This is a genomic window from Streptomyces sp. NPDC025721, from assembly GCF_055558595.1.
In genome coordinates this window covers 17,309-39,509 of the sequence record NZ_JBVHMF010000013.1, presented here as the reverse complement: position 1 = coordinate 39,509, position 22,201 = coordinate 17,309, and the positions used below count along the sequence as shown (strand labels likewise).

General features: G+C 69.5%; 20 protein-coding genes. 12 read left to right on the top strand and 8 right to left on the bottom strand.

Annotation, left to right across the window (positions count from 1 at the left end; translation table 11 throughout):
- The first annotated feature begins 725 nt into the window (after positions 1-725).
- The 7 genes from ACZ4EF_RS19585 (at position 726) to pstB (ending at position 9,258) form a co-directional block, all read left to right on the top strand.
- Positions 726-2,936: an RNA degradosome polyphosphate kinase gene (locus ACZ4EF_RS19585; protein ID WP_355341872.1), complete on the top strand. Its 2,211-nt coding sequence runs from the start codon at positions 726-728 to the stop codon at positions 2,934-2,936.
- Positions 2,914-4,233, top strand: coding sequence for a CHAD domain-containing protein (locus ACZ4EF_RS19580; protein WP_467505624.1), 1,320 nt, complete (start codon positions 2,914-2,916; stop codon positions 4,231-4,233). Before ACZ4EF_RS19585 ends, ACZ4EF_RS19580 begins: the two co-directional genes overlap by 23 nt.
- A complete protein-coding gene (locus ACZ4EF_RS19575; RefSeq protein WP_355341866.1) occupies positions 4,230-4,658 on the top strand; it encodes an NUDIX hydrolase in 429 nt (142 codons plus the stop codon). Before ACZ4EF_RS19580 ends, ACZ4EF_RS19575 begins: the two co-directional genes overlap by 4 nt.
- Positions 4,659-5,087: 429 nt before the next feature.
- Complete coding sequence (gene pstS / locus ACZ4EF_RS19570) at positions 5,088-6,245, top strand: phosphate ABC transporter substrate-binding protein PstS (protein ID WP_355341863.1); 1,158 nt, start codon at positions 5,088-5,090, stop codon at positions 6,243-6,245.
- Between the two features lie 106 nt (positions 6,246-6,351).
- Positions 6,352-7,332, top strand: a complete 981-nt coding sequence (gene pstC, locus ACZ4EF_RS19565) for a phosphate ABC transporter permease subunit PstC (RefSeq protein ID WP_355341860.1) — start codon at positions 6,352-6,354, stop codon at positions 7,330-7,332.
- On the top strand, positions 7,329-8,411 hold the full coding sequence (gene pstA, locus ACZ4EF_RS19560) for a phosphate ABC transporter permease PstA (RefSeq protein WP_355341857.1): 1,083 nt from the start codon (positions 7,329-7,331) through the stop codon (positions 8,409-8,411). Before pstC ends, pstA begins: the two co-directional genes overlap by 4 nt.
- A 70-nt stretch (positions 8,412-8,481) precedes the next feature.
- On the top strand, positions 8,482-9,258 hold the full coding sequence (pstB, locus tag ACZ4EF_RS19555) for a phosphate ABC transporter ATP-binding protein PstB (protein WP_188285540.1): 777 nt from the start codon (positions 8,482-8,484) through the stop codon (positions 9,256-9,258).
- Between the two features lie 119 nt (positions 9,259-9,377).
- Here pstB and ACZ4EF_RS19550 read toward each other — a convergent pair whose 3' ends face one another.
- Both ACZ4EF_RS19550 and ACZ4EF_RS19545 read right to left on the bottom strand, forming a co-directional pair.
- Positions 9,378-10,373 carry an inorganic phosphate transporter gene (locus tag ACZ4EF_RS19550; protein ID WP_467505621.1) on the bottom strand — a complete coding sequence of 332 codons (996 nt, stop codon included), beginning with the start codon at positions 10,371-10,373 and terminating at the stop codon, positions 9,378-9,380.
- Between the two features lie 5 nt (positions 10,374-10,378).
- On the bottom strand, positions 10,379-10,999 hold the full coding sequence (locus ACZ4EF_RS19545) for a DUF47 domain-containing protein (RefSeq protein WP_188285542.1): 621 nt from the start codon (positions 10,997-10,999) through the stop codon (positions 10,379-10,381).
- 191 nt (positions 11,000-11,190) lie between these two features.
- On the opposite strand from ACZ4EF_RS19545, the gene ACZ4EF_RS19540 reads away from it, so the two are divergent.
- On the top strand, positions 11,191-11,586 hold the full coding sequence (locus tag ACZ4EF_RS19540) for a metal-sensitive transcriptional regulator (RefSeq protein WP_391049799.1): 396 nt from the start codon (positions 11,191-11,193) through the stop codon (positions 11,584-11,586).
- Positions 11,587-11,702: 116 nt separating this feature from the next.
- Here the strand turns inward: ACZ4EF_RS19540 and ACZ4EF_RS19535 are convergent, their stop codons facing one another.
- Together ACZ4EF_RS19535 and ACZ4EF_RS19530 are read right to left on the bottom strand one after the other, a co-directional pair.
- Positions 11,703-11,918: a hypothetical protein gene (locus ACZ4EF_RS19535; protein WP_355341850.1), complete on the bottom strand. Its 216-nt coding sequence runs from the start codon at positions 11,916-11,918 to the stop codon at positions 11,703-11,705.
- Between the two features lie 153 nt (positions 11,919-12,071).
- On the bottom strand, positions 12,072-13,028 hold the full coding sequence (locus tag ACZ4EF_RS19530; RefSeq protein ID WP_467505619.1) for an SCO4651 family lipoprotein: 957 nt from the start codon (positions 13,026-13,028) through the stop codon (positions 12,072-12,074).
- A gap of 679 nt (positions 13,029-13,707) precedes the next feature.
- Between ACZ4EF_RS19530 and ACZ4EF_RS19525 the strand changes: the two genes are divergently transcribed.
- Entirely contained in the window at positions 13,708-15,276 is a 1,569-nt protein-coding gene (locus ACZ4EF_RS19525) for an FAD-binding oxidoreductase (protein WP_467505617.1), read from the top strand.
- A gap of 45 nt (positions 15,277-15,321) precedes the next feature.
- Here ACZ4EF_RS19525 and ACZ4EF_RS19520 read toward each other — a convergent pair whose 3' ends face one another.
- Positions 15,322-16,335 (bottom strand): hypothetical protein, encoded by a 1,014-nt coding sequence (locus tag ACZ4EF_RS19520; protein ID WP_402713447.1) that lies wholly within the window; start codon positions 16,333-16,335, stop codon positions 15,322-15,324.
- Positions 16,320-16,973 carry a hypothetical protein gene (locus ACZ4EF_RS19515; RefSeq protein WP_402713445.1) on the bottom strand — a complete coding sequence of 218 codons (654 nt, stop codon included), beginning with the start codon at positions 16,971-16,973 and terminating at the stop codon, positions 16,320-16,322. The genes ACZ4EF_RS19520 and ACZ4EF_RS19515 overlap by 16 nt, the downstream gene beginning before the upstream one ends.
- A gap of 246 nt (positions 16,974-17,219) precedes the next feature.
- Between ACZ4EF_RS19515 and ACZ4EF_RS19510 the strand changes: the two genes are divergently transcribed.
- Both ACZ4EF_RS19510 and ACZ4EF_RS19505 read left to right on the top strand, forming a co-directional pair.
- Positions 17,220-18,563 (top strand): putative T7SS-secreted protein, encoded by a 1,344-nt coding sequence (locus ACZ4EF_RS19510; protein WP_467505614.1) that lies wholly within the window; start codon positions 17,220-17,222, stop codon positions 18,561-18,563.
- Between the two features lie 15 nt (positions 18,564-18,578).
- A complete protein-coding gene (locus ACZ4EF_RS19505; RefSeq protein WP_467505612.1) occupies positions 18,579-19,490 on the top strand; it encodes a hypothetical protein in 912 nt (303 codons plus the stop codon).
- 28 nt (positions 19,491-19,518) lie between these two features.
- Here the strand turns inward: ACZ4EF_RS19505 and ACZ4EF_RS19500 are convergent, their stop codons facing one another.
- Entirely contained in the window at positions 19,519-20,226 is a 708-nt protein-coding gene (locus ACZ4EF_RS19500) for a phosphatase PAP2 family protein (RefSeq protein WP_401313693.1), read from the bottom strand.
- 259 nt (positions 20,227-20,485) lie between these two features.
- Positions 20,486-21,490: a C40 family peptidase gene (locus ACZ4EF_RS19495; protein WP_467505610.1), complete on the bottom strand. Its 1,005-nt coding sequence runs from the start codon at positions 21,488-21,490 to the stop codon at positions 20,486-20,488.
- A gap of 280 nt (positions 21,491-21,770) precedes the next feature.
- Between ACZ4EF_RS19495 and ACZ4EF_RS19490 the strand changes: the two genes are divergently transcribed.
- Positions 21,771-22,079, top strand: a complete 309-nt coding sequence (locus ACZ4EF_RS19490; protein ID WP_093717809.1) for a hypothetical protein — start codon at positions 21,771-21,773, stop codon at positions 22,077-22,079.
- Positions 22,080-22,201 lie beyond the last annotated feature (122 nt).

The window sequence follows — 22,201 nt, the reverse complement described above, 5'->3', positions numbered from 1 at the left end:
GAACCTTCTTTTTTTCACCACCCGGGGGGTGCGCCCCGGTGACCCAACCAAACCCCACCCCCCCCCCCCCCCCCCCGCGGGGCCTGCCCTTCCGGGGGGCGCGCCCCCAGTGCCTCCACCCCGCGCACGGCCTGTTTTTTTAGGGGCGCGGGGAACTGCGCGACCAGCCCCCACCGGGCTGTCAGCCCGAAAACAACCGCATCTGCCCCGCTGGGGCCGGTTCCTCACCCGCGCCACCGCGCGGGCTGAGCGCGCAGTTCCCCGCGCCCCTAACTACACGGCGTGCCGCCTCGGCAGAAGAACCGCCCCAGGGCGCGCCCCTGAAAAGATCGGCGCCCGGCAGAAGGACCGTCCAGGGGCGGCCCCTGGGAAGATCGGCCCACCCCCCCGGCAGGGGACCCGCGGGGCCGCGCCCGTGGAAAGGGGCTCACCTGCGCGAGGTGGAGGTGGAGGGGGCGGACCGGAGGGTTCGGACGGGGCGCGAGCCGAGATTCGAAGGCACCCCCGCTGGAAGCGTCCCGCTTGCCTGACGGCAACGCTCTCGTTACCGGCGATTCAACCTCGCTTGCGAGCATCGCAGGATGCAGCCCGCTGCCCCCGCACCCCCTCCCCCGCCCGACCTGCCGAAACCCTCGGGTACACGGGACAATGGACCGACGGCCCACGGTCGCCCCGAGCCGGCCGCAGGCCGCCCCGTGCCGGACCAGGAGGAGGGCTCGCATCCCATGGCCCAGACGAATCACCCCAGTTTTCCCGCCCAGCCCCAGCAGTCGTTGGCGTCCGGGACGTTCCGCCCCCGCGTCGTACCGAATCCGGACCCGGGATCGTCGAGCCTGGGCGAGGCGAGCGAGGAATTCGGTGAGGAATTGCCGCAGGGCCGCTTCCTGGACCGCGAACGCAGCTGGCTGGCGTTCAACGAGCGGGTGCTCGAGCTGGCCGAGGACCCGGCGACCCCGCTCCTCGAACGGGCTAACTTCCTGGCGATATTCGCCAGCAACCTGGACGAGTTCTTCATGGTCAGGGTCGCGGGCCTGAAGCGGCGTATCGCGACCGGTGTCGCGACCCGCTCGGCGTCCGGCGCCCAGCCGCGCGAGGTGCTGGACCTGATCCTGACCAGGTCGCGGGAGCTGATGGCCAGGCACGCGGCCTGCTTCCAGAACGACGTGGCGCCGCAGCTCGCGGACGAGGGCATCCACGTCATCCGCTGGCACGAGCTGACCGAGAAGGAGCAGGCGCGGCTGTTCACGCTGTTCCGGCAGCAGATCTTCCCGGTGCTGACCCCGCTGGCCGTCGACCCGGCGCACCCGTTCCCGTACATCTCGGGTCTGTCGCTGAATCTGGCGGTGGTGGTACGGAATCCGGTCTCGGGCAACGAGCACTTCGCGCGGGTGAAGGTGCCGCCGATCCTGTCGCGCTTCCTGGAGGCGGGCCCGCAGCGGTACGTGCCGCTGGAGGACGTGATCGCCGCGCACCTGGAGGAGCTGTTCCCCGGCATGGAGGTGCTCGACCACCACATGTTCCGGGTCACGCGCAACGAGGACCTGGAAGTGGAGGAGGACGACGGCGAGAATCTGCTCCAGGCGCTGGAGAAGGAACTCATGCGCCGCCGCTTCGGCCCGCCGGTCCGCCTGGAGGTCGAGGAGTCCATCGCCCCGCGCGTGCTCGACCTGCTGGTACACGAGCTGAAGATGAAGCACAACGAGGTGTATCCGCTGCCGGGTCCGCTGGACCTGACCGGGCTGTTCGCCATCGCGGGCCTGGACCGCCCCGAGCTGAAGTACCAGAAGTTCGTGGCGGGCACCCACCGCGACCTGGCGGAGGTCGAGTCCGCGTCGGCGCCCGACATCTTCGCGGCGCTGCGCCGCCGGGACGTGCTGCTGCACCACCCGTACGACTCCTTCTCCACCTCCGTGCAGGCGTTCCTCGACCAGGCCGCCGCCGACCCCGACGTCCTGGCGATCAAGCAGACGCTGTACCGGACGTCGGGCGACTCGCCGATCGTGGACGCGCTGATCGACGCGGCCGAGGCGGGCAAGCAGGTGCTGGTGCTGGTCGAGCTGAAGGCGCGCTTCGACGAGCAGGCCAACATCAAGTGGGCGCGCAAGCTGGAGGAGGCGGGCTGCCATGTCGTGTACGGCCTGGTCGGCCTCAAGACGCACTGCAAGCTGTCGCTGGTGGTCCGCCAGGAGGACGACACCCTGCGCCGCTACAGCCACGTCGGCACCGGCAACTACCACCCGAAGACGGCCCGGCTGTACGAGGACCTCGGTCTGCTGACGGCCGACCCGCAGGTGGGCGCGGATCTGTCGCACCTGTTCAACCGGCTGTCCGGCTACTCGCGCCGCGAGGTCTACAACCGGCTGCTGGTCGCGCCGCGCAGTCTGCGCGACGGCCTGATCTCCCGGATCATGGAGGAGATCGCGCACCAGCGCGCCGGGCGTCCGGCGTATGTCCGGCTGAAGGTGAACTCGATCGTCGACGAGCAGATCATCGACGCGCTCTACCGCGCCTCGCAGGCCGGGGTCCCGGTGGACATCTGGGTGCGCGGGATCTGCGCGGTACGGCCGGGTGTCGCCGGTCTGTCCGAGAACATCAAGGTCCGCAGCGTGCTCGGACGCTTCCTCGAACACTCGCGGGTGTTCGCGTTCGGCAACGGCGGCGAGACCGAAGTCTGGTTCGGCAGCGCCGACATGATGCACCGTAACCTCGACCGCCGCATCGAGGCGCTGGTCAGGGTCGCCGACCCGACCCACCGCGCCACCCTCAACCGCCTGCTGGAGGACGGGATGTCGGACACGACCTCCTCCTGGCACCTGGCGGCGGACGGTAATTGGACCCGGCACAGCACCGACCCGGACGGGAAGCCGCTGCGCAATGTCCAGGAGATGCTCATCGACGCCCGGAGGCGCCGGCGTGGCCCAGCAGCAGCTACCTGACAGCCCCCCGCTGACCCCCGCGGGGAGCGGCGACCCGGGCCCACCGGCCGCCGCCCCCGCACCGGGCGGCACGACGGGGACACGTACGGCGCAAGCGCGTACGCCGCAGTCGCGGACGGCCGCGGCGCCCACGGCCGACGCGGGCCCGGCGCCCGCGGGCCCGCCCGGCGGTACGGCGGGCGGCACCCTCGCGCGCTATCTGCACGACCAGGCCACCGCCTTCCTGCGGGCCCTGGGCCTGCGGGGCGAGCACGAGGGCGACGCCGACGAACTGCTGCGGGCCAGCGCCCGGCGGATCGGCGGGGTCCTGCACATCTACGCGCCGCTGACCGACCCGGTGTGGGCCGAGTCGCTCCGCGCCGAACTGGGCTGGCTGGCCACCACCTTGGCCCGCGAGCCGCAGTACACCGCCCGGCTGGCGCGGCTGCTGGAGGCGCTGCGGCGGCTGTCGGCCGCCGCGGACCCGGACCCGGACGCCGGCGGCAAGGCCCCCGCGGACACCGGCGACGTCCCGGGGCCGCCCGCGCCCGCGGTCCCGCCGCCCCCGGCCGGGAGCGGTCCGCTGGCGCTGGGCGCCGCGCGCGCCGGGGCGCTCCTGGAGCGGCAGCTCACCCTGGCCCGTACCCGGGCGCACTCGGCGACGCTCCAGGCGATGGGCTCCTCGCGTTTCCACGCGCTCGCGGACAACATCGCCGTCCTGGCCTCCGAGGTGCCGCTGACCGCGGCGGCCGAGGGACCGGCCGCGACCGTACTGCCGCCGCTCGCCGCGCAGGCCGACCGGCGGCTGGCCGACGCGGCGGGCGCGCTGCCGCTGCTGCGCGCGGCGCATCCGTACAACGCGGAGGCCGTCCAGGCGGCGCTCGGCACCGAGCTGACGGCCGACCTCCAGGACTCCCCCTGGCACCAGGTGCGGGTGCTGCTGCGGCTGAGCCGTTACGCGGCCGAGGTCTGCCGGGGCATCGACCCGGACGGCGAGGCGGCGGCGCAGCGGCTGGCCGAGGCGGCCGTGCTGCTGGCCAGGCACCGCGAGGCGGCCGAGTGCGCGGCGGCCGTCGCGGCGGCGGCCCGCACCCCGCGCATAGCTCCGGCGACCGCGTACGCGCTGGGCGTGCTCCACGCCGACCAGCGGCACGAGGTGGAAGCCGCGCGTTTCGCCTTCTCGCGGCTGTGGCAGCCGGGCTCTGGCGCCTCTCGGCCCGGTCCGCCCGGTCCCGTAGCGAGTGCCGCGCCGGGGTCCGCACCGGGACCCGTACCGGGCCCTGGGCCGAATTCCGTACCGGGGGCGCGCACGGAATGAAACGCGCGGGCGACAAGAGCGGAACGACCGTACGGGCGGCGGGCGTCGTGCTGTGGCGCGTCTCGCCGTACCACGGCGGGATCGAACTGGCGCTGGTGCACCGGCCGCGTTACGACGACTGGAGCCTGCCGAAGGGCAAGCTGAAGCGCGGCGAGGAGTTCCCTGCCGCCGCGCTGCGCGAGACCCGTGAGGAGACCGGCCTGGGCTGCTCACTCGGCGCCCCGCTGCCGACGTCGCGCTATCTGGTGGACGGCCGCCCCAAGGAGGTCCGCTACTGGGCGGCCGAGGCGTGGGAGGGCTCCTTCGTCCCCAACGACGAGGTGGACCGGATGATCTGGCTGCCGCCCTCCGCTGCCCGCCGCAGGCTCACCCACGACCGCGACCGGCCCCTCGTGGACGCGCTGCTGCACGCGCTGGCGGGCTGACGGCGGTCGGCGGAGCGGTCCCACAGCGGGCTCACCGGGCCGCCCGTACCGGCTCGCGGGGCCCGAGCGGGGGCACGAGCGGACGCCCGAGCGGGTGGACGGCCGGTGAACCGGCGTACCACCGCGTGCCGATCGGCCCGCCCGGCGGCCGTAACCGGCCCGTGTCACCCCCGTGACCTGCCCGTGTTCCTTTGTGACACAACGACAGCCCCGGATACCACTTCGTCACCACGGCGCGCGTAACGCGCGTAGCGGCACCACCCTGATAGACGAGGTTCACCTGGCGTTCACTCCCTTCCGTCGGTCGCTTCACTTCATCTGCCTAATTTCGGGCTTACCGGTGAGCATCACGCGACGCCGGGTGGATGCAGAACCCATAACCCTCTGCTTCGCCGTCCACCGGCGGGCTTTTGGAAGGAACACACGAAGGTGAAGCTTCAGCGTAAGAACGGGCTGCGGGCCCTGACCGTCGGCGCGGTCGCGATTACCGGCGCGCTGGTCCTGAGCGCCTGTGGTTCGGACAACAACAACGACTCCACGTCCACGCCCAGCGGCAGCGCCTCGGCCAGCTCGTCCGACAGCAGCGCCAACGCGAGCGGCATCGCCTGTGAGAAGGGCCAGATCCTGGCCTCCGGCTCCAGTGCCCAGCAGAACGCGATCGAGTCGTGGGTCAAGGACTACCAGCAGGCCTGCTCGGGCGCGACGATCAACTACAAGACCTCGTCCTCCGGTGAGGGCATCGTCGACTTCAACCAGGGCACGGACGCCTTCGCGGGCTCCGACTCCCCGCTGAAGCCCGAAGAGGTCACCGCCTCGAAGAAGGTCTGCACCAACGGCCAGGGCATCAGCATCCCGATGGTCGGCGGCCCGATCGCCGTCGGTTACAACCTCTCCGGTGTGAGCAACCTGGTTCTGGACGCGCCCACCCTGGCGAAGATCTTCAACTCGAAGATCACCAACTGGAACGACGAAGCGATCAAGAAGCTCAACCCGGGCGTCACCCTGCCGAGCTCCAAGATCCAGACCGTGCACCGCCAGGACGAGTCCGGCACCACGGACAACCTGACCAAGTACCTGAAGGGCGCCGCTCCGGCCGACTGGCCGTACGAGCACGCGAAGGCGTGGATGGGCAAGGGCGGCCAGGCCGCCGCGAAGTCCGCCGGTGTCGCCGCGCTGGTCAAGCAGACCGAGGGCTCCATCGGTTACTTCGAGCTGTCCTACGCGACCGCCAGCACCATCCCGACGGTGAAGATCAACACCGGTGCCTCCGCGCCGGTCGAGGCCACCTCGCAGAACGCGTCGGCCGGTATCGCCTCCGCCAAGGTCGTCGGCACCGGTTCCGACCTGTCCCTGGACCTGGGCGCCGCGTACACCACCAAGGCGGACAACGCCTACCCGATCGTCCTGGTGACGTACGAGATCGCCTGCGACAAGGGCAACAAGGCCGACACCCTGCCGCTCACCAAGTCCTTCCTGACCTACATCGCCAGCGACGCCGGTCAGGCGAAGCTCTCGGCGGCCGGCTACGCCCCGCTGCCGACCGAGATCGCCACGAAGGTCCGCTCCACCATCACCGCCCTGTCCTAGTCGAGTCGGCGGGCCCCGCGGTCCTGGCGACCGCGGGGCCCGCCGTACATCCGGTGCACCGCCGCCGGGGGACCGAACGTCCCCCACCCAGACCGGAGAAATCCCTATGACCACCACCGCCCCTCCCCCTACCGCGCCACCGGTGGAGACGAAGACCGTCACCCGGCCCGGCGACCGGATCTTCGCGGGACTCTCCCGCGGGTCCGGCATCTTCCTCCTCGTCGTGATGGCGGCCATCGCCATCTTCCTGACGGTCCGCTCGGTGAGCGCGATCTCCAAGGACCACGGCAACTTCCTGACCACCTTCGAGTGGAACGCCAGCCTCAACCCGCCGGTGTTCGGCATCGCCGTACTGGCCTACGGCACGGTCGTCAGCTCGGTCATCGCGATGGTCATCGCGGTCCCGATCGCCGTCGGCATCGCCCTGTTCGTCACGCACTACGCACCGCGCCGCCTGGGCGGTCCGATCGCCTACGTGATCGACCTGCTCGCCGCGGTGCCCAGCATCATCTACGGCCTGTGGGGCGCGCTCTTCCTGGTGCCGCACCTCAAGGGCCTCAACCTCTGGCTGGACAAGTACTTCGGCTGGACCGTCATCTTCGAGAAGCAGGACCCGAACTCGGCCGCCCGGTCGCTGTTCACCGTCGGCATCCTGCTGGCGATCATGATCCTGCCGATCATCACCAACGTCAGCCGCGAAGTGATCCGCCAGGTGCCCAAGATGCACGAGGAGGCGGCGCTCGCGCTCGGCGCGACCCGCTGGGAAGTCATCCGCCTGTCGGTGCTGCCCTTCGCGCGCTCCGGCATCATCAGCGCCTCGATGCTGGGCCTGGGCCGCGCGCTCGGCGAGACCATGGCGGTGGCCACCGTGCTGTCCGCCTCGCCGCAACTGTCCGCGCACATCCTGGACCCGCTCGGCGGCACCTTCTCGCAGAACATCGTCGCCAAGTTCGGTGAGGCCGACGAGTTCGGCCGCGACGCGCTGATCGCCTCCGGCCTGGTGCTCTTCTTCATCACCCTGCTGGTCAACGGCGCGGCCCGACTGATCATCGCCCGCCGCAAGGAGTACTCGGGGGCCAACGCATGAGCGACCTGATCGTGGACGACAAGCCGCCGGCCCCGGCGGAGGCTCCCGCCACGCCGCCGCTGGCCTCCCGTCAGCTCCCCAAGTGGGCTCCGCTGGCCATCGCGGCCGGAGCCGTCGTCGTCGCCGGAGCGATCGGCGCGGGCTTCGGGCTCGACAGCAAGATCCAGTGGGGCCTGATCGCGCTGCTCCTCTTCGTCGCCGGTTCGTACGTCATCACCGCGCAGGTCGAGGGGCGCCGCCAGGCCAAGGACCGGGTGGCCACCAGCCTCGTCTGGTCCAGCTTCATCCTGGCCGTCATCCCGCTCTACTCGCTGGTCGAGACGACGATCAGCAAGGGCGTCAAGGTCCTCGACGTCAACTTCCTGACGCACTCGATGAACAACGTGCTGACCATCCAGCCCGGCGGCGGCGTCTACCACGCCATCATCGGCACCCTGGAGCAGGTCGGCATCGCCGCGGTCATCGCCGCGCCGCTGGGCATACTCACCGCGATCTACCTGGTCGAGTACGGCAAGGGCGCGCTCGCGAAGTGGGTCACCTTCTTCGTCGACGTCATGACCGGCATCCCGTCGATCGTGGCCGGTCTGTTCATCCTCTCGATGTGGTTCGTGCTGATCGGCAAGGCCCCCGCGACCGGTTTCGCCGGCTCGCTGGCCCTGGCCATCCTGATGATGCCGATCGTCGTCCGCTCCACCGAGGAAATGCTCAAGCTCATCCCGAACGAGCTGCGCGAGGCCTCCCTCGCCCTGGGCGTCCCGAAGTGGCGCACCATCGTCAAGGTCGTCATCCCCACCGCGATCGGCGGCATCACCACCGGCGTCATGCTCGCCATCGCCCGCATCGCGGGCGAGAGCGCGCCGATCGCCCTGCTGGTGTTCGGCAGCAACCTGATCAACACGGACCCCTTCAAGGACCCGCAGTCGTCGCTGCCGTTCTTCATCTACCAGCAGTACGGCAACGGCAACGAGCCGAGCTACGACCGCGCGTGGGCCGCGGCTCTGGTGCTCATCGCCTTCGTGATGATCCTCAACCTGGTGGCCCGCGGCATCGCCCGCTGGAAGGCCCCGAAGCATCGATGAGCGGCTCCGCCGCGTGGCAGGTCGCTGACGCGGCCGACATCAGACGACCTTGAGAAGAGAAGTGATCCCCATGGCCAAGCGAATCGACGTCAGCGGCCTCACCGCGTACTACAGCGCCTTCAAGGCCATCGAGGACATCTCGATGACCGTGGAGCCCCGCACCGTGACCGCCTTCATCGGCCCGTCCGGCTGCGGCAAGTCCACCTTCCTGCGCACCCTGAACCGCATGCACGAGGTCACCCCCGGCGGCCGCGTCGAGGGCAAGGTGCTGCTGGACGACGAGAACCTGTACGGGACGGGCGTCGACCCGGTGACCGTACGCCGCACGGTCGGCATGGTCTTCCAGCGGCCGAACCCGTTCCCCACCATGTCGATCTACGACAACGTGGCGGCCGGCCTCAAGCTCAACGGTGTCCGCAAGAAGGGCGAGCTGGACACCATCGTCGAGAAGTCCCTCAAGGGCGCCAACCTCTGGAACGAGGTCAAGGACCGGCTCAACAAGCCCGGCTCCGGCCTGTCCGGCGGCCAGCAGCAGCGGCTGTGCATCGCCCGCGCCATCGCGGTCGAGCCGCAGGTGCTGCTGATGGACGAGCCGTGCTCGGCGCTCGACCCGATCTCCACCCTGGCCATCGAGGACCTGATCGGTGAGCTGAAGACCCGCTTCACGATCGTGATCGTCACGCACAACATGCAGCAGGCCGCCCGTGTCTCCGACCGCACCGCGTTCTTCAACCTGGCCGCGGTCGGCCAGCCCGGCAAGCTCATAGAGATCGACGACACCGAGCGCATCTTCTCCAACCCGTCGGTCCAGGCCACCGAGGACTACATCTCGGGCCGCTTCGGGTGACAGGACCGCCGCGCGGTGCTGCATGGCGGTGCCACCGCAAGGCGCAGGCCCCGCTTCCCGGTGACGGGAAGCGGGGCCGAACCCATGTCAGGGGGCGTCGCCTTGATGCGCGCGACGGGTCAGCCGAAGATCAGCCGCACCAGGTAGAAGCCGATGGCGGCCACGAGACCGGCGGCGGGCATCGTGATGAACCATCCGGCCACGATGTTCTTGGCCACCCCCCAGCGCACCGCCTTGACCCGCTTGGTCGCACCGACGCCCATGATCGCGGAGGTGATGACGTGGGTCGTGGAGACCGGCGCCTGGAAGATGTACGAGGTCGCGTAGAGGATGCCCGCGGACGTCGTCTCGGCGGCGAAGCCCTGCGGCGGGTCGAGGTCGATGATGCGACGCCCCAGCGTCCGCATGATCCGCCAGCCGCCCGCGTACGTACCGAGCGACATCATCGCGGCGCACACGAACTTGACCCAGATCGGGATGCCGTACCCGTTGCTCGGGTCGTGGATGACCAGGGCGAGGACGACCACGCCCATCGTCTTCTGCGCGTCCTGGAGACCGTGGCCGAGCGCCATCGCCGCCGCCGAGACGGTCTGCGCGATACGGAAGCCGCGCTTGGCCTTGTGCGGATTGGCGCGGCGGAAGAACCAGAGGATCGCCAGCATCACGAGGTAGCCGACGACCAGGCCGACCACGGGCGAGACGAACATCGGGACGATGACCTTGTCGACCACGCCCGCCCAGTGCACGGTGACGCCGCCGGCCAGCGCGGCGCCGACCAGACCGCCGAACAGCGCGTGGCTGGAACTCGACGGCAGACCGAAGTACCAGGTGACCAGATTCCAGATGATCGCACCGGCGAGCGCGGCGAAGAGGATGCCCATGCCGTTGCGGCCGGTGGGGGTCTCGATCAGCCCCTTGCTGACGGTCTTGGCCACGCCGCTGCCCAGGAACGCGCCCGCGAGGTTCATCACGGCGGCCATGGCCAGCGCGGCCTTGGGGGTCAGCGCGCGGGTCGACACCGAGGTGGCGATGGCGTTCGCCGAGTCGTGGAACCCGTTGGTGTACGTGAAGAAGAGCGCGACCCCGATGGTCGCGACCAGAGCGAAGGTGTCCACGTAGGTCAGGACTCCTTGACCGCGATGGTCTCCACCGTGTTCGCCACGTGCTCGAAAGCGTCCGCGGCCTCTTCCAGTACGTCCACGATCTGCTTGAGCTTGAGCACCTCTATGGCGTCGTACTTGCCGTTGAACAGGTGCGCGAGCAGCTTGCGGTGGATCTGGTCGGCCTGGTTCTCCAGCCGGTTGACCTCGATCCAGTACTCGGTGAGGTTGGACATGGTGCGCAGGTTCGGCATGGCTCCCGCGGTCAGCTCGGCCGCCCGTGCCAGCACCTCGACCTGCTGCTCGACGCCCTTCGGCAGCTCCTCGACCTTGTAGAGGACGACCAGGTCAACGGCCTCCTCCATGTAGTCCATGATGTCGTCGAGCGACCCGGCGAGGGTGTAGATGTCCTCGCGGTCGAAGGGGGTGATGAAGGAGGAGTTGAGCTGGTGGAAGATCGCGTGGGTCGCGTCGTCCCCCGCGTGCTCCGCCGCCCGCATTCTCTCGGCGATCTCGGTCCGGGTAGCCGAATCGGCCCCGAGCAGTTCCATGAGGAGCTTCGAACCGGTGACGATGTTGTCCGCGGACGCGGCGAACATGTCGTAGAAGCTCGTCTCCCTGGGGGTCAGACGAAAGCGCACGTGAGGTCCTCGGTGTGCATCGGATTCGGTCTCGTTGATGCTAGGCGCATCATCCGGCCACGGCTAATGGGCGTCACCCAGTGTCGCCCATCCAGAAGTGTCCCCCTCACCGGGGATGCGTCGCACAAGGTGTCGATTCGGTACGATTCACCCGGCAGGGGTATAACGGGACAGGAAGGGCGGGGTTGACGATGACGACGGAGGCCAGGGAACCGGCCGGGGTTGAGGCGGAGATCACGCCGGAACAGTCACCTCGGGACGCGGGGGCGGACACGGGTTCCGGCCCATCTTCGCGCCCCCAGGGGCCGCATGGATACAGCCATGACAAGGAGTCCCACCTCAAGCGGCTGCGCCGGATCGAGGGGCAGATCCGCGGCTTGCAGCGGATGGTCGAGGAGGACGTCTACTGCATCGACATCCTCACCCAGGTGTCGGCGAGCACGAAGGGCCTCCAGTCCTTCGCCCTCCAGCTCCTGGAGGAGCACCTGCGGCACTGCGTGGCCGCGGCGGCGGTCGGCGGCGGACCGGAGATCGACGAGAAGGTGGCGGAGGCGACGGCGGCCATAGCGCGGCTGCTGCGGACGTAGGCGGGGGCGGCTCTTCCGGGGGTTCCAGGGGGTTCGGGGATTCCAGGGGTTCGCAGGGGTTCCGGGAGCGGCTTTCCCGGTCGTTCCGGGGGGCGTACGGGCGGCGCGCCCCGGTGTCAGCCGGTTGCGCGGTCGGAGAGCGGGGCGCGCACCAGGAGCGCGGGCATCGACTCTCGGTCGCACGCGACCCCCAGCACCTCGTCGATCCGGGCGAAGCTCAGCCGCTCCTCGTCGGCGGTGGACGCGGCGATCATCAGCTCACCGCAGAGTTCGATCTCCGCGAGGGCCACCGGATCGTCCTGGACGACCAGCATTCCGGGCGACGGCGCCATACGCGCACCACCTCCTCGTCCACGAGTGCCTGGCTCTTGGCTGTCTGCCACTGCCTCAAGCCAGGGTAGGGACCGGCACCCGGTCCGCGCATGGCACGGATGGACCATTTCGACAACGCCCTTTCCGGTGAGGGCCGTTACCGCGAAGATCCCTTACCCCTGCTGGGAAGAAACGATCTTGCCCGTCCAGATGTCGGCAGCTCGGGGCATGGTGACGGGGACGGCGCGGCCGAAATCGTCGAAGCGAGTGGTAGAGACCACGGTGACGTCGGGCGCGGCGGCGGTCGTCGTACGGCCGCCGGCAGCGGTCGTCGTACGGGGGGTGTCGGGGCCGCCCTTGGCGTTCTCGCCGGTCTGCTTGTCGTTCTGGCCGGCCTGCTTGTCGTCCTTCTTGTCGATCTTCTTGTCCTTCTGGTCGTCCGAGCTGAAGGTGAACCGCTGGCTCACCTGGCGCAGCCGCCCCGCCTCGTCCAGCCACGCGTCGAAGGGCACCCGGGTGACCGTGAATCCCTTGGCCGCCGCCTGCAAGGGCCCGCGTACGCCGGGCGCGGCGGCCTTCGCCGCGCGCCCGATGTCGGCGGTCCCCCGGTAGTGCCACACCTTCGTACCGCGCAGGGTCTCGACGCCGACCAGCTCGACGTCCTGGGCGCCGCGCAGCAGTTCGGCGGCGGCCAGCGGCTCGGTGGCGCCGCCGGTCACCAGATTGCCGTCCGGCAGCCGGTCGGTGTCGACGCGTACCCACTTCCCCTCGGGCACGCCCTCGCCGCGGTCCTTCATGTAGAGGGCGCCCGGCGTGAGCAGTTCGATGATCGGCTTGTGCTCCTCGGCGCCCGCCGCGTCCCTGGGCAGCAGCAGCCGCAGTTCGCCCTGCCGCTTCACGTAGTCGAATCCGCCGGTGCCGGTGATGGTCAGCCAGGTGCCGCCGCTGGCCATCCGCATCGAGGTGTCCACGTGCGAGCTGCCCGCCCGTACGAGGACGTCCGCGGCGCCGCGTACCGCCTGCGCCGGGTCGTGCCCCTTGGCGTCTTTGCCGCTCTCGGCCGCCGCGCCCTGCCCGACGCAGCCGGTGAGCAGGGCGGCCCCGCAGGCGCAGCCGAGCGCCGCGGCCATGGCGGCCTTCGTACGTCCTCGGCGTCGCCGTACTGCCGTCGCGCGCCGTACCGTCGCTACCCCCGGGGCCATCGCCGCCACCATCCCTGAGCCATTCCTGGAGCATTCCTGGACCGGCCTCGACCGGCCGGGGCCTTATGGCGTCTAACGACTGTCGGAAGTGCCCCGTCACGCCCGCTACGGTGGTCTCGTGCTCAACTTGCGTGCCGAGCAGGATTCCGCCAGGGCCTCCGTCACAGCTTCAGCCGGAACTCCATCGGGAACTCCGGCCGACGCTCCGGACGGTGGCCACCGGACGTCGATCGTCGAGCGCGGCTCCTTCGCCGTCGCCCGCTGCTCGTGTGGCTGGAAGGGTCCGGCCCGGCGGGCCAGGGACCGCGCGAGACGCGATGCGGAGGAGCACATCTCCGGCTGACGCGCGCCGCGTTCCCGCCCTTCGCGCCGGTCGCGCCCGGCTGTCCTGCGCTCACCCGGCCGTACCGTTCCCACGTCGCTGTACTGTTCCCACCCCGCCGTACCGTTCCCGCCCCGCTGTAGTCTTCTCGCCCCGCGCCTCGCGCTCCGCAACCGGGCTCATGATTCGCACGTCTACGGATAGGCGAAGGCGGTGGGGCAAGTGAGTCGTGTGGAGCCTGCGGTCCTGACGGACCCGGAGGACCGAAGTGACCGGGGTGACCGTATGGACAAGGGCGACCGGGTCGAGCGCAGGACCGCGCTCAAGGCGGGCGGGGCCGTACTGGCCGCCGCCTGGCTGACCGGCTGCGGACCCGACAGCGGCGACGACGCCAAGGGCGGTACGTCCGCGCCCCCGTCGTCCTCCGGCGGTTCCGCCACGCCGACCGCGGCCACCACCGCGCCCCCTGTCAAACCCGACTGGCCGGCCCTCGCCACGTCCCTGGACGGCGGCCTCGTACGCCCGGACGACAGCGCGTACGCCGCCGACCGGATCCTGTACAACACCCGCTTCGACGGCCTGCGTCCGGCGGGCATCGCGTACGTCACCGGCACCTCCGACATCCGCGCGTGCCTCGACTTCGCCCGCCGCACCGCCACCCCGCTGGCCATCCGCAGCGGCGGCCACTCCTACGCGGGCTGGTCGAGCGGCGACGGCCGCCTGGTCATCGACGTCTCCCGGCTCAACTCGATCCGCCTCGACGGCACCACCGCCACGGTCGGCGCGGGCGCCAAGCTCATCGACGTCTACTCCGCCCTCGGCAAGCGGGGCCGGACGATCCCGGCCGGGTCCTGCCCGACCGTCGGCGTCTCAGGACTCGCGCTCGGCGGCGGCCACGGCGTCATGAGCCGCTCCATGGGCCTGACCTGCGACAGCCTCGTCGGCGCCACCATCGTGACCGCCGACGGCCGGGTCCTCGACTGCTCCGCCGACTCCCAGCCCGAGCTGTTCTGGGCGCTGCGCGGCGCGGGCAACGGCCAGTTCGGCGTCGTCACGTCACTGCGCTTCGCCACCCACCCGATGCCCGACGGCGTCGTCACCGGCTACCTCACCTGGCCGTGGAGCCGGGCCGCCGCCGTGATCCGCGCCTGGCAGCGCTGGGGCCCCGACCAGCCGGACCACATCTGGTCCGCCCTGCACCTCGACTGCGACGCCGGCGGCTCCCCCACCGTGGCCGTCCCGATGCTCTCCACCGGCTCCCGCGACGACCTCGCCGCCGCCACCGACCGGCTCGCCGCCGGCATCGGCGCCGACGCCAGCACCGTCTCGCTGCGCCCGCACAGCTATCTCGACGCGACCTTCTCGTACGCGGGCTGCGCCGGTCTGTCCGCCGCCCAGTGCCGTCTGACCCCCGCCGGGCACCTGCACCGGGAGACCTACACCGCGCGCTCCGACTTCTACGACAAGGACCTGCCGGACGCGGGCATCTCCACGCTGCTCTCGGCCGTCGAGCGGCTCTCCGCCCGGTCCGGCGACGGCGCCGGCAGCATCGCCCTCACCGCCCTCGGCGGCGCGGTCAACCGCCCGTCCCCCACGGACACCGCCTTCTGCCACCGCACCTCACGCGTCCTCACCCAATACCTGGCCTCGGACGCCCTCTCCACCACCGGCTGGCTCGACACCACCCACAAGGCCATGTCCCCCTACGCCTCGGGCGCCGCGTACCAGAACTACGCCGACCCCACCCTCCCCACCTGGCGCACCGCCTACTACGGCCCCAACGCCCCCCGCCTCACCACCCTCAAATCCCACCTCGACCCCCACCGCCTCTTCACCTTCCCCCAGGCTCTCTAGCCCCCCGGGGAACACCCGAGAAAAGGTGAAGCGACCCACCGCGATTCAGCGGTTGACAGCCTGAATCTCCTGCACGGTGACGTCCTGCTCGGACGTCGTATAGCCGTCGTCCATCGGCCCGGCCACCGGACCGTTCTGATCCGCAGTCGCCGTCCAGTGCACCTTCCAAGTGATCTGAGCTCGCAGGGTGTAGGCCCCGCCAGCCGCTGTCGCCTTGCGGTAGGTGATGTTGCAGCCGGAGCCCTCGGTGTCGATGTTGTACTGATTCCCGACGCGCTTGAACACGTAGTCACACGACTGCGGACTCGCGTATGACGTTCCCGCCTCTACGTGCAACGCGTAGGGCTGGGCAACCACGGTCGCCGCCACAGGCGGATGGGGCACCTGTGCGGTTACATACACCTGCGGAAGGGCATCAGCGAATTTCACGTACGTAGCCAGATTGACCTTCTGGTTGTTTGCACCGGGGCTCAGTGTCACCTTTCGTGCGGGCAACTTCGTCGCCGCGTAGGCCACTTGTGAAAGTTGCTCCGCTGTGATCGCGCCAGGGGGAGGTGGATTCCCAGCGTCCACCCATTTCCATCCGTCGCTGAGAGTGCACGATCCTGCGGTGTTCTCCGGAAGGTCGCGGTTGTATACGAGCAACCACCAACTGCCGTCGTCGCCCCTGTGGTACTTGATGGCCGTCATATCCGACCGGACACCGTACAAGTAGTTGTAGACCGAGCCTGCATTCCTGTTGCCCGCCGCGTAATAGCGCTCATCGAGTACAGCTTCGAACTCGTCCGGGGTGAACGCCTCATACCAGCAGTCGGGCGGGGACCAGTTGGCGTTCGATGACGTGATCGGCTGCGTTCCATTGCCCCCGGTGTAACCTGTACCTCCCAGACTCACTCGTGAAGAGAGCACGCCGTCATTGCTTTTCGGCGTGACGACGGGTGCCGGACCATTCGCATGCTCTCGGTCCGCCTGCGCCTGGGGCGATGTCAGAAATACCATCACGAGACTCAGCGCCGACACCGAAAGTGCATTGGTGCGTCGCGTCAGGAACCTGCGCACTTCGACACCCCCTTCTGCTGCGAGTAGTCGGCCACCCGCCAGTCCCCGGCCTCGTTCTTGACCAGGCCCATGCGCCAAAGACTGTAGTCCTTCACCGAAGGCGTGGACCGCTGCACTTCGCCAGTCGAGATGAGCTTGTCGTACGCGTGGCTCTGATCCTCGCAATACGTGACTTGAGCCCGATCACTGGCGTCAAACTTCACTGTCGGTCGGTAGTCCTTCACCGTTCCGGTGATCGTGTATCCCGACTTTCTATAGGCGATCGCCATGTCCGAAAGCGTCGCCGCCTGAATCGGCATAAAGTACCGCTTGATGTTGGGAGTGTTCCCCTTGCCCAGCGCCTCGGCTTCCTGAATGGTCAAGATCGCGTTCTTCACGTCCCGCAGAACGTCCTTCTTGGCACCGTCGGAGGCGTCGAACCCGGTGAACTCCGCCTTGGCGTCCGACGGAAGGTCGAACGTCGGCGCGTTCGCCGCCTGCGTAGGCGAAGCCGTCGTCGCCGTAGGCGCCGCCGTCGTCACCGTCCCCGACGGCTGAATCTTGTCCGAGCTGTCCGACCCACCCCCACCGCAAGCGGTCAGCAGCAGGCCCGCCGACGCTGCGAGGGCGACGGCGATGGGCAGGGATGAGCGGGTCACGATGAGATCCCCCGTGAGTCGTCCAGTTACCGAGTCAGTTGCGCGTAGCCCTTGACATTACCGGCGCGCGTCGTGGGGCTGTAGGGCCCTCCCGTGATCGGTACCGGTTCGCAGCACACTTCACACACCCTTCACTCCCGGAATCGCGCCCACCCCAGGGGCCCCACTTGTCACGTCGATCACCGTACGTATAGCGTCGATCACTCGAACACCAGAGCTTCGGGCGGGGCGGGGAGGGTGGGTTCGATGGGGGACGCGCGGGCGGGGAAGTTCCCGCTGCTCGGATTCGACCCGACGCCGGGGGACGTGGACAGGACGCGCGCCCTGGCGCGCCAACTGGGCGACCTGCACGGAGAGTTGACGGCGACCGTCACCGAGCTGGACCGGCTCGACTGCGGCTACTGGAAGGGCGAGGCCGCCACGGCCTTCCTCTCCCACATCGACAGCGACGTCGCGCCCCTGATCAAGAAGGCGCACGACTCCTTCGGCCGCGCCTCCAGCGCCCTGTCCCGCTGGGCCGACCAACTCCACGGTTTCCAGGCCGAAGCCGACGCCCTCGAAAAGGAAGCCGCCACCAAACAGGGCTCCCTCGACCACGCGAGGTCCGCCGCCGACCCGCCCCACCCCCCAGGCGACCGGCCCGCCTTCGTCACCCCCGCCCAACTCGGCAAGGACGCCAAAGCCCAACAAGCCGTCACCGACGCCACCAACGCCCTCGACGGCGTACGCCACCGCGCCGAAGAACTCCACAACCGCTTCACCACCGCCGCCACCTCCATCAGCCACGACCTCGACAAGGCCGGCGACATCGCCCCGGACAAACCGGGCCTGTTCAGCCGCTTGGCGCACGGCGTCGAGGACGCCTGGAACGACACCGTCCAGTGGGTCAAGGACCACGCCGATCTCATCAAACTCATCGGCGACCTGCTCAGCGACCTCAGCGGCATCCTCGGAATGCTGGCGATCCTGACGCTGCCCTTCGAGCCCATCGGCGCGATCTTCGCCGGGCTGGCGGTGGCCACGAGCGCCTTGGCGCTGGCCACGCACTTGATCGCCAAATCGGCGGGCGCGGACGTGAGTTGGCTGAGTATCGGCTTCGACGCGCTCGGCTCCGTTCCGGGACTCAGCGCGTTCACCAAGGGCGCGTCGACGGCCGTGAAGGGGGTGACAGCCGCGGAACGGGCAGTTCAGCTCGGCAGGGCCTACAAGGTGGGTTCGGCGATCACGAAGGGCGCCACGGAGGGGATCAACTGGGTGGGGAAGGCGGACGAAGTCGTCTCCGGAGGCGTCAAGTTCAAGAACATCGCCCTGTGGGGGAAGAAGAGCGTGGAGGGGATCAGCGCGACCGGGATGAAGGGGCGCCTGGCCATGGTGGCGGAGAACAACATCGCCAAGGGCCAGCTCATCGGTACCAAGGGATGGAACCTCATCGCCAAGGAGAGCCGACTCGCCGTCGATCCATTGACGGGCCTCGGCCGCAACATCGACGCCGGGCTCAAGCTCGCGCCGAAGGTGTGGTCCATACCGCAGCACATCGGCGAGGCTGTACACCTGGGGGACCGCTTTCATCAGTCCGCGAGCGATCACTGAGGTTGGGCACAGGGAATGACATGGCAGCCGGCGCCCGGTGAGGTGCTCCAGATCCGATGGCCGATCGAATTCGCGACGGGTCTGTCCCGCCTCGTGGAGGGGCGACGGTCGTTTCGCGGCACGGACAGGCGCGACATCGAAGCGGAGTTGCAGGCCGACGAGGCCTGGCCGGCGCGGCCGGAGTTCGCGGTGCTCGACGTCTCGGAGCAGCGCGAGCAGCGCGCGGTGAACGGAATGCTGCGGTGGGTTCCCGCGGTGGTCGGAGCGATCGTCAATCTGGGCGGGCCGTCAGGGGTGGGCGGTGGGCGCGAGCCGCAGGGGCCGCGCGAATCGCAGGACCCGGAGAACGAGGTCGAGGACTTCCCCGTCATGTGGGCCGAGCGTGGCGCGCTCGCACGGAACGTGCCATGGGAGCTGGACCCCGACCGGGTGCCGCGCCGCGCGGGCGTGGCCCTCCTCGCCACGGACCTCGCGGTCACCGACCGGAGCGTGTACGTCGTCGGTTACGGGCCGAAGAGCCCGTACGAGGCCGAAGTCCTCTGGTCAACGCCGCGTTCCACTATCACGCACGCCGAGGTCATGTCGTACTCGGGCGCCCATCCCGATCTGCGTCTCACGTTCACCGACGGTTCGTGGATACGGCTCAACGCGAAGGCCACGAGCCAGGCCAAGCTCCTGGTGAACGCCGTCAACGGCGCCTCGCGTGTCATCACCGAGGCCGATCTCACCGACGGCCAGCGCGCACAGGTGACCGAGACGGCCAAGCGCTTCAAGGTCGACGCCGGCCTTCCCCGGGTCTTCACCCGGCTGCCGAGCGGTCTCGTCCAGGCGGAGCTGTGGCGTTCTTCACACCGGACGGGGCAGTCCGTCTCGGTGTGCATGACCGACGACGGCTCCCCGGCCGCTCCTCACCCCGACGACATGTGACGACGTGCCATAGCCGCGTGAGGGAGCGTCAGGCGGCGAGGTCCTTGTCGTGGGCGCTTTGGTGGGGGTAGTGCTGGCCGCGGCGCGGGGGTGCGGGGGTGGTGGCGAGGCGGTGGCGGGAGTGGATGAGGGAGGCCGCGCGGGAGTGGGAGACCGCGGTGGTGAGTGAGGTGAGGAGGGCCAGGGCGAGGGGGGCGAGGAGGAGGGCCGTGGCGGCGCCGAGGGCAAAGCCGCCGATGACGTCCGTGGGGTAATGGACACCCATGTAGACCCGGCAGAAGCCCTCGCCGAGGGCGAGCAGTATGGCAACGGTGCCGACCTTGCGGCTGACCATGAAGAGGGCGACGGCCATGGCGGCGGTCAGCGTGGCGTGGTCGCTCACGAAGGAGTAGTCGGTCTTGCCGTGGACCAGGACATCGATGCCGTCGTGGTCCACGAAAGGTCTTGGCCGCTGGACCAGGGCGCGGATCGGGATGTTGAGCAGCAGGGCGATGCCGGCGGCGAGGCCGGACCACAGCACACCGGCGACGGCGGCCGGGGCGTCCGGGACCGGGGCGCGGCGGGCGACGCGCCACCAGCACAGGGCGGCCAGCAGTACGGTGAGGCCGATCAGCCCGTACTCGCCGATGAACTCCACGGCCCGGTCGACACCGCGCGGGGCGTGCTTGGCCAGGTCGTTGATGTCGCGGAGCAGGCTGATGTCGGGGTTCACGCTGTCATTGGCGACCGCTGCCATGGGTGGTGCCCCTTACCTAGCAACTCACTGACTGTGCCTGTACGGCTCGGCTCGTCTGCAACCCCCGTCGCTTGCGTCCCGCGCCATTCTCCCCCGTACAACGACCGACACGCTACGTAGCGTTCCGGTCTTCGCCAGAAGATCACCATGCCGTTATCCAAGGGTGACCGGAGAGGACGATCTGGCCCATTTGCGGCCCGGCGCACAGGCCAGAGCCTTACGCAGAGCTGACACGAAAGCCGCTTCGGGCGGCGGGGACTTACAGAGCCGTCGGCAGCGCCGCCGCACCGTCACGCGTGACGCGGGTCGCCCCGATGTAGTCCGCCGAGCCGATCGGGTCGAAGCGGATCTTGGCCCCGGTGTGCGGCGCGTCGATCATGTAGCCGCCGCCGACGTAGATCCCGACGTGGTGGATGGTGCGCGGGTCGGTCAGGTCGGTGGCGAAGAAGACGAGGTCGCCGGGGAGGAGTTCGGCCCGCGACGGGTGTGCCCCGGCGTTCCACTGGTCGTTGGCGACGCGCGGCAGTTCGATCCCCACCGAGTGGTACGCGGCCTGCGTCAGCCCGGAGCAGTCGAACCGCCCGCCCTGCGCCGCCGTACCCTCACCGCCCCACAGATAGTCGGTACCGAGCCGCTGCTGCGCGTAGTAGATCGCCCCGGCCGCCTGCTGCGACGGCGCGACCCGGCCGACCGGCGCGGCGAAGCTCTTCGACAGGCTGGTGATGATCTTCACGTAGTTCTGGGTCTCCGCGTACGGCGGGACACCGCCCGCCGTTATCACCGCGTACGCGCCCGCGTTGTACGACGCCAGCATGTTCGCCGTCCGGTCGCCCGGCACGTTCTTCACGTACGACGCCAACTCGCAGTCGTACGAGGCGGCCGACGGGATCGCGTCCTCCGGGTCCCAGACGTCCGCCTTGCCGTCACCGTTGGCGTCGATGCCGTGGGTGGCCCAGGTGCCCGGAATGAACTGCGCGATGCCCTGCGCGGCGGCCGGACTCTGCGCCCGCGGGTTCCATCCGCTCTCCTGGTAGAGCTGCGCCGCCAGCAGTGCCGGGTTGAGCGCGGGGCAGAGATTGCCCCACTTCTGGACGAGCGACTGATATATGGCCGGAACCGATCCCTTGGCGAGCGTCACCGTCCCGGCGCCGCCACCGCCCGCGAGCCCGGCCGCGGCCGAGTACGTGCCCACCACGAGCAGCGCGAGGAACGAAAAGCACAGGCCACAGCCGATAATGACGGGGAGCCAGATCTTCCGCGCCACAGGGCGACCCTTCCTCTCGGTTCCCGAACACGCACTCGTACGGTCTCGTACGTTCCTATCGTTGCCCTACCGTGACGCTCGTGATACACAGAGTAGTCGTCTACGTCCTATCGAACACCGGTCCGCGCACTATTTTGACGGCTACGGGCCGGATCACACGGACGATCCGCCGAGAAAGTCGTTGAGTCGACATGCAACAGCGTCATCCTCGGCCAAGATAGACCCTGGACCCTTGCGCCCCGGCGAGGGAGCCAACTGATCGAGCGGGGTGGTGAGTTACATGTTCGTGGCAGCCGCTAAGGGCGACATCAACACCATCATCGGTGGCATCGCACCGGACTGGGGACCCTTCGGGTCCCTCGGCAATGAAGCACGCGTGATGATCGAAGTGGTCATGGCGGTGGCGATCCTGCTGTGCCTGGCCATCGCGATCTGGGGCGCGGCGAAACAGAGGATCGGCGCGACCGCGCTGCGCGACACCTTCAGCGCGGAGCAGGGCAAGGGATTGATCATCGCCGGGCTGACCGGCGTGTTCATCATCGGATCACTCGGCACGCTGTTCACCATCGTGTACGGGATGGCCGTCTAGACCCGAGACCCGAGACCCGCTGGAAACAGCCGCCCGTCCCACTTCGTATCCGCTTCTCCGTCGACGTCCCTGGAGCCCGTCCCAGGCTCCACCTTCCCACCTGAGGCTGCGTGCTGATGCCC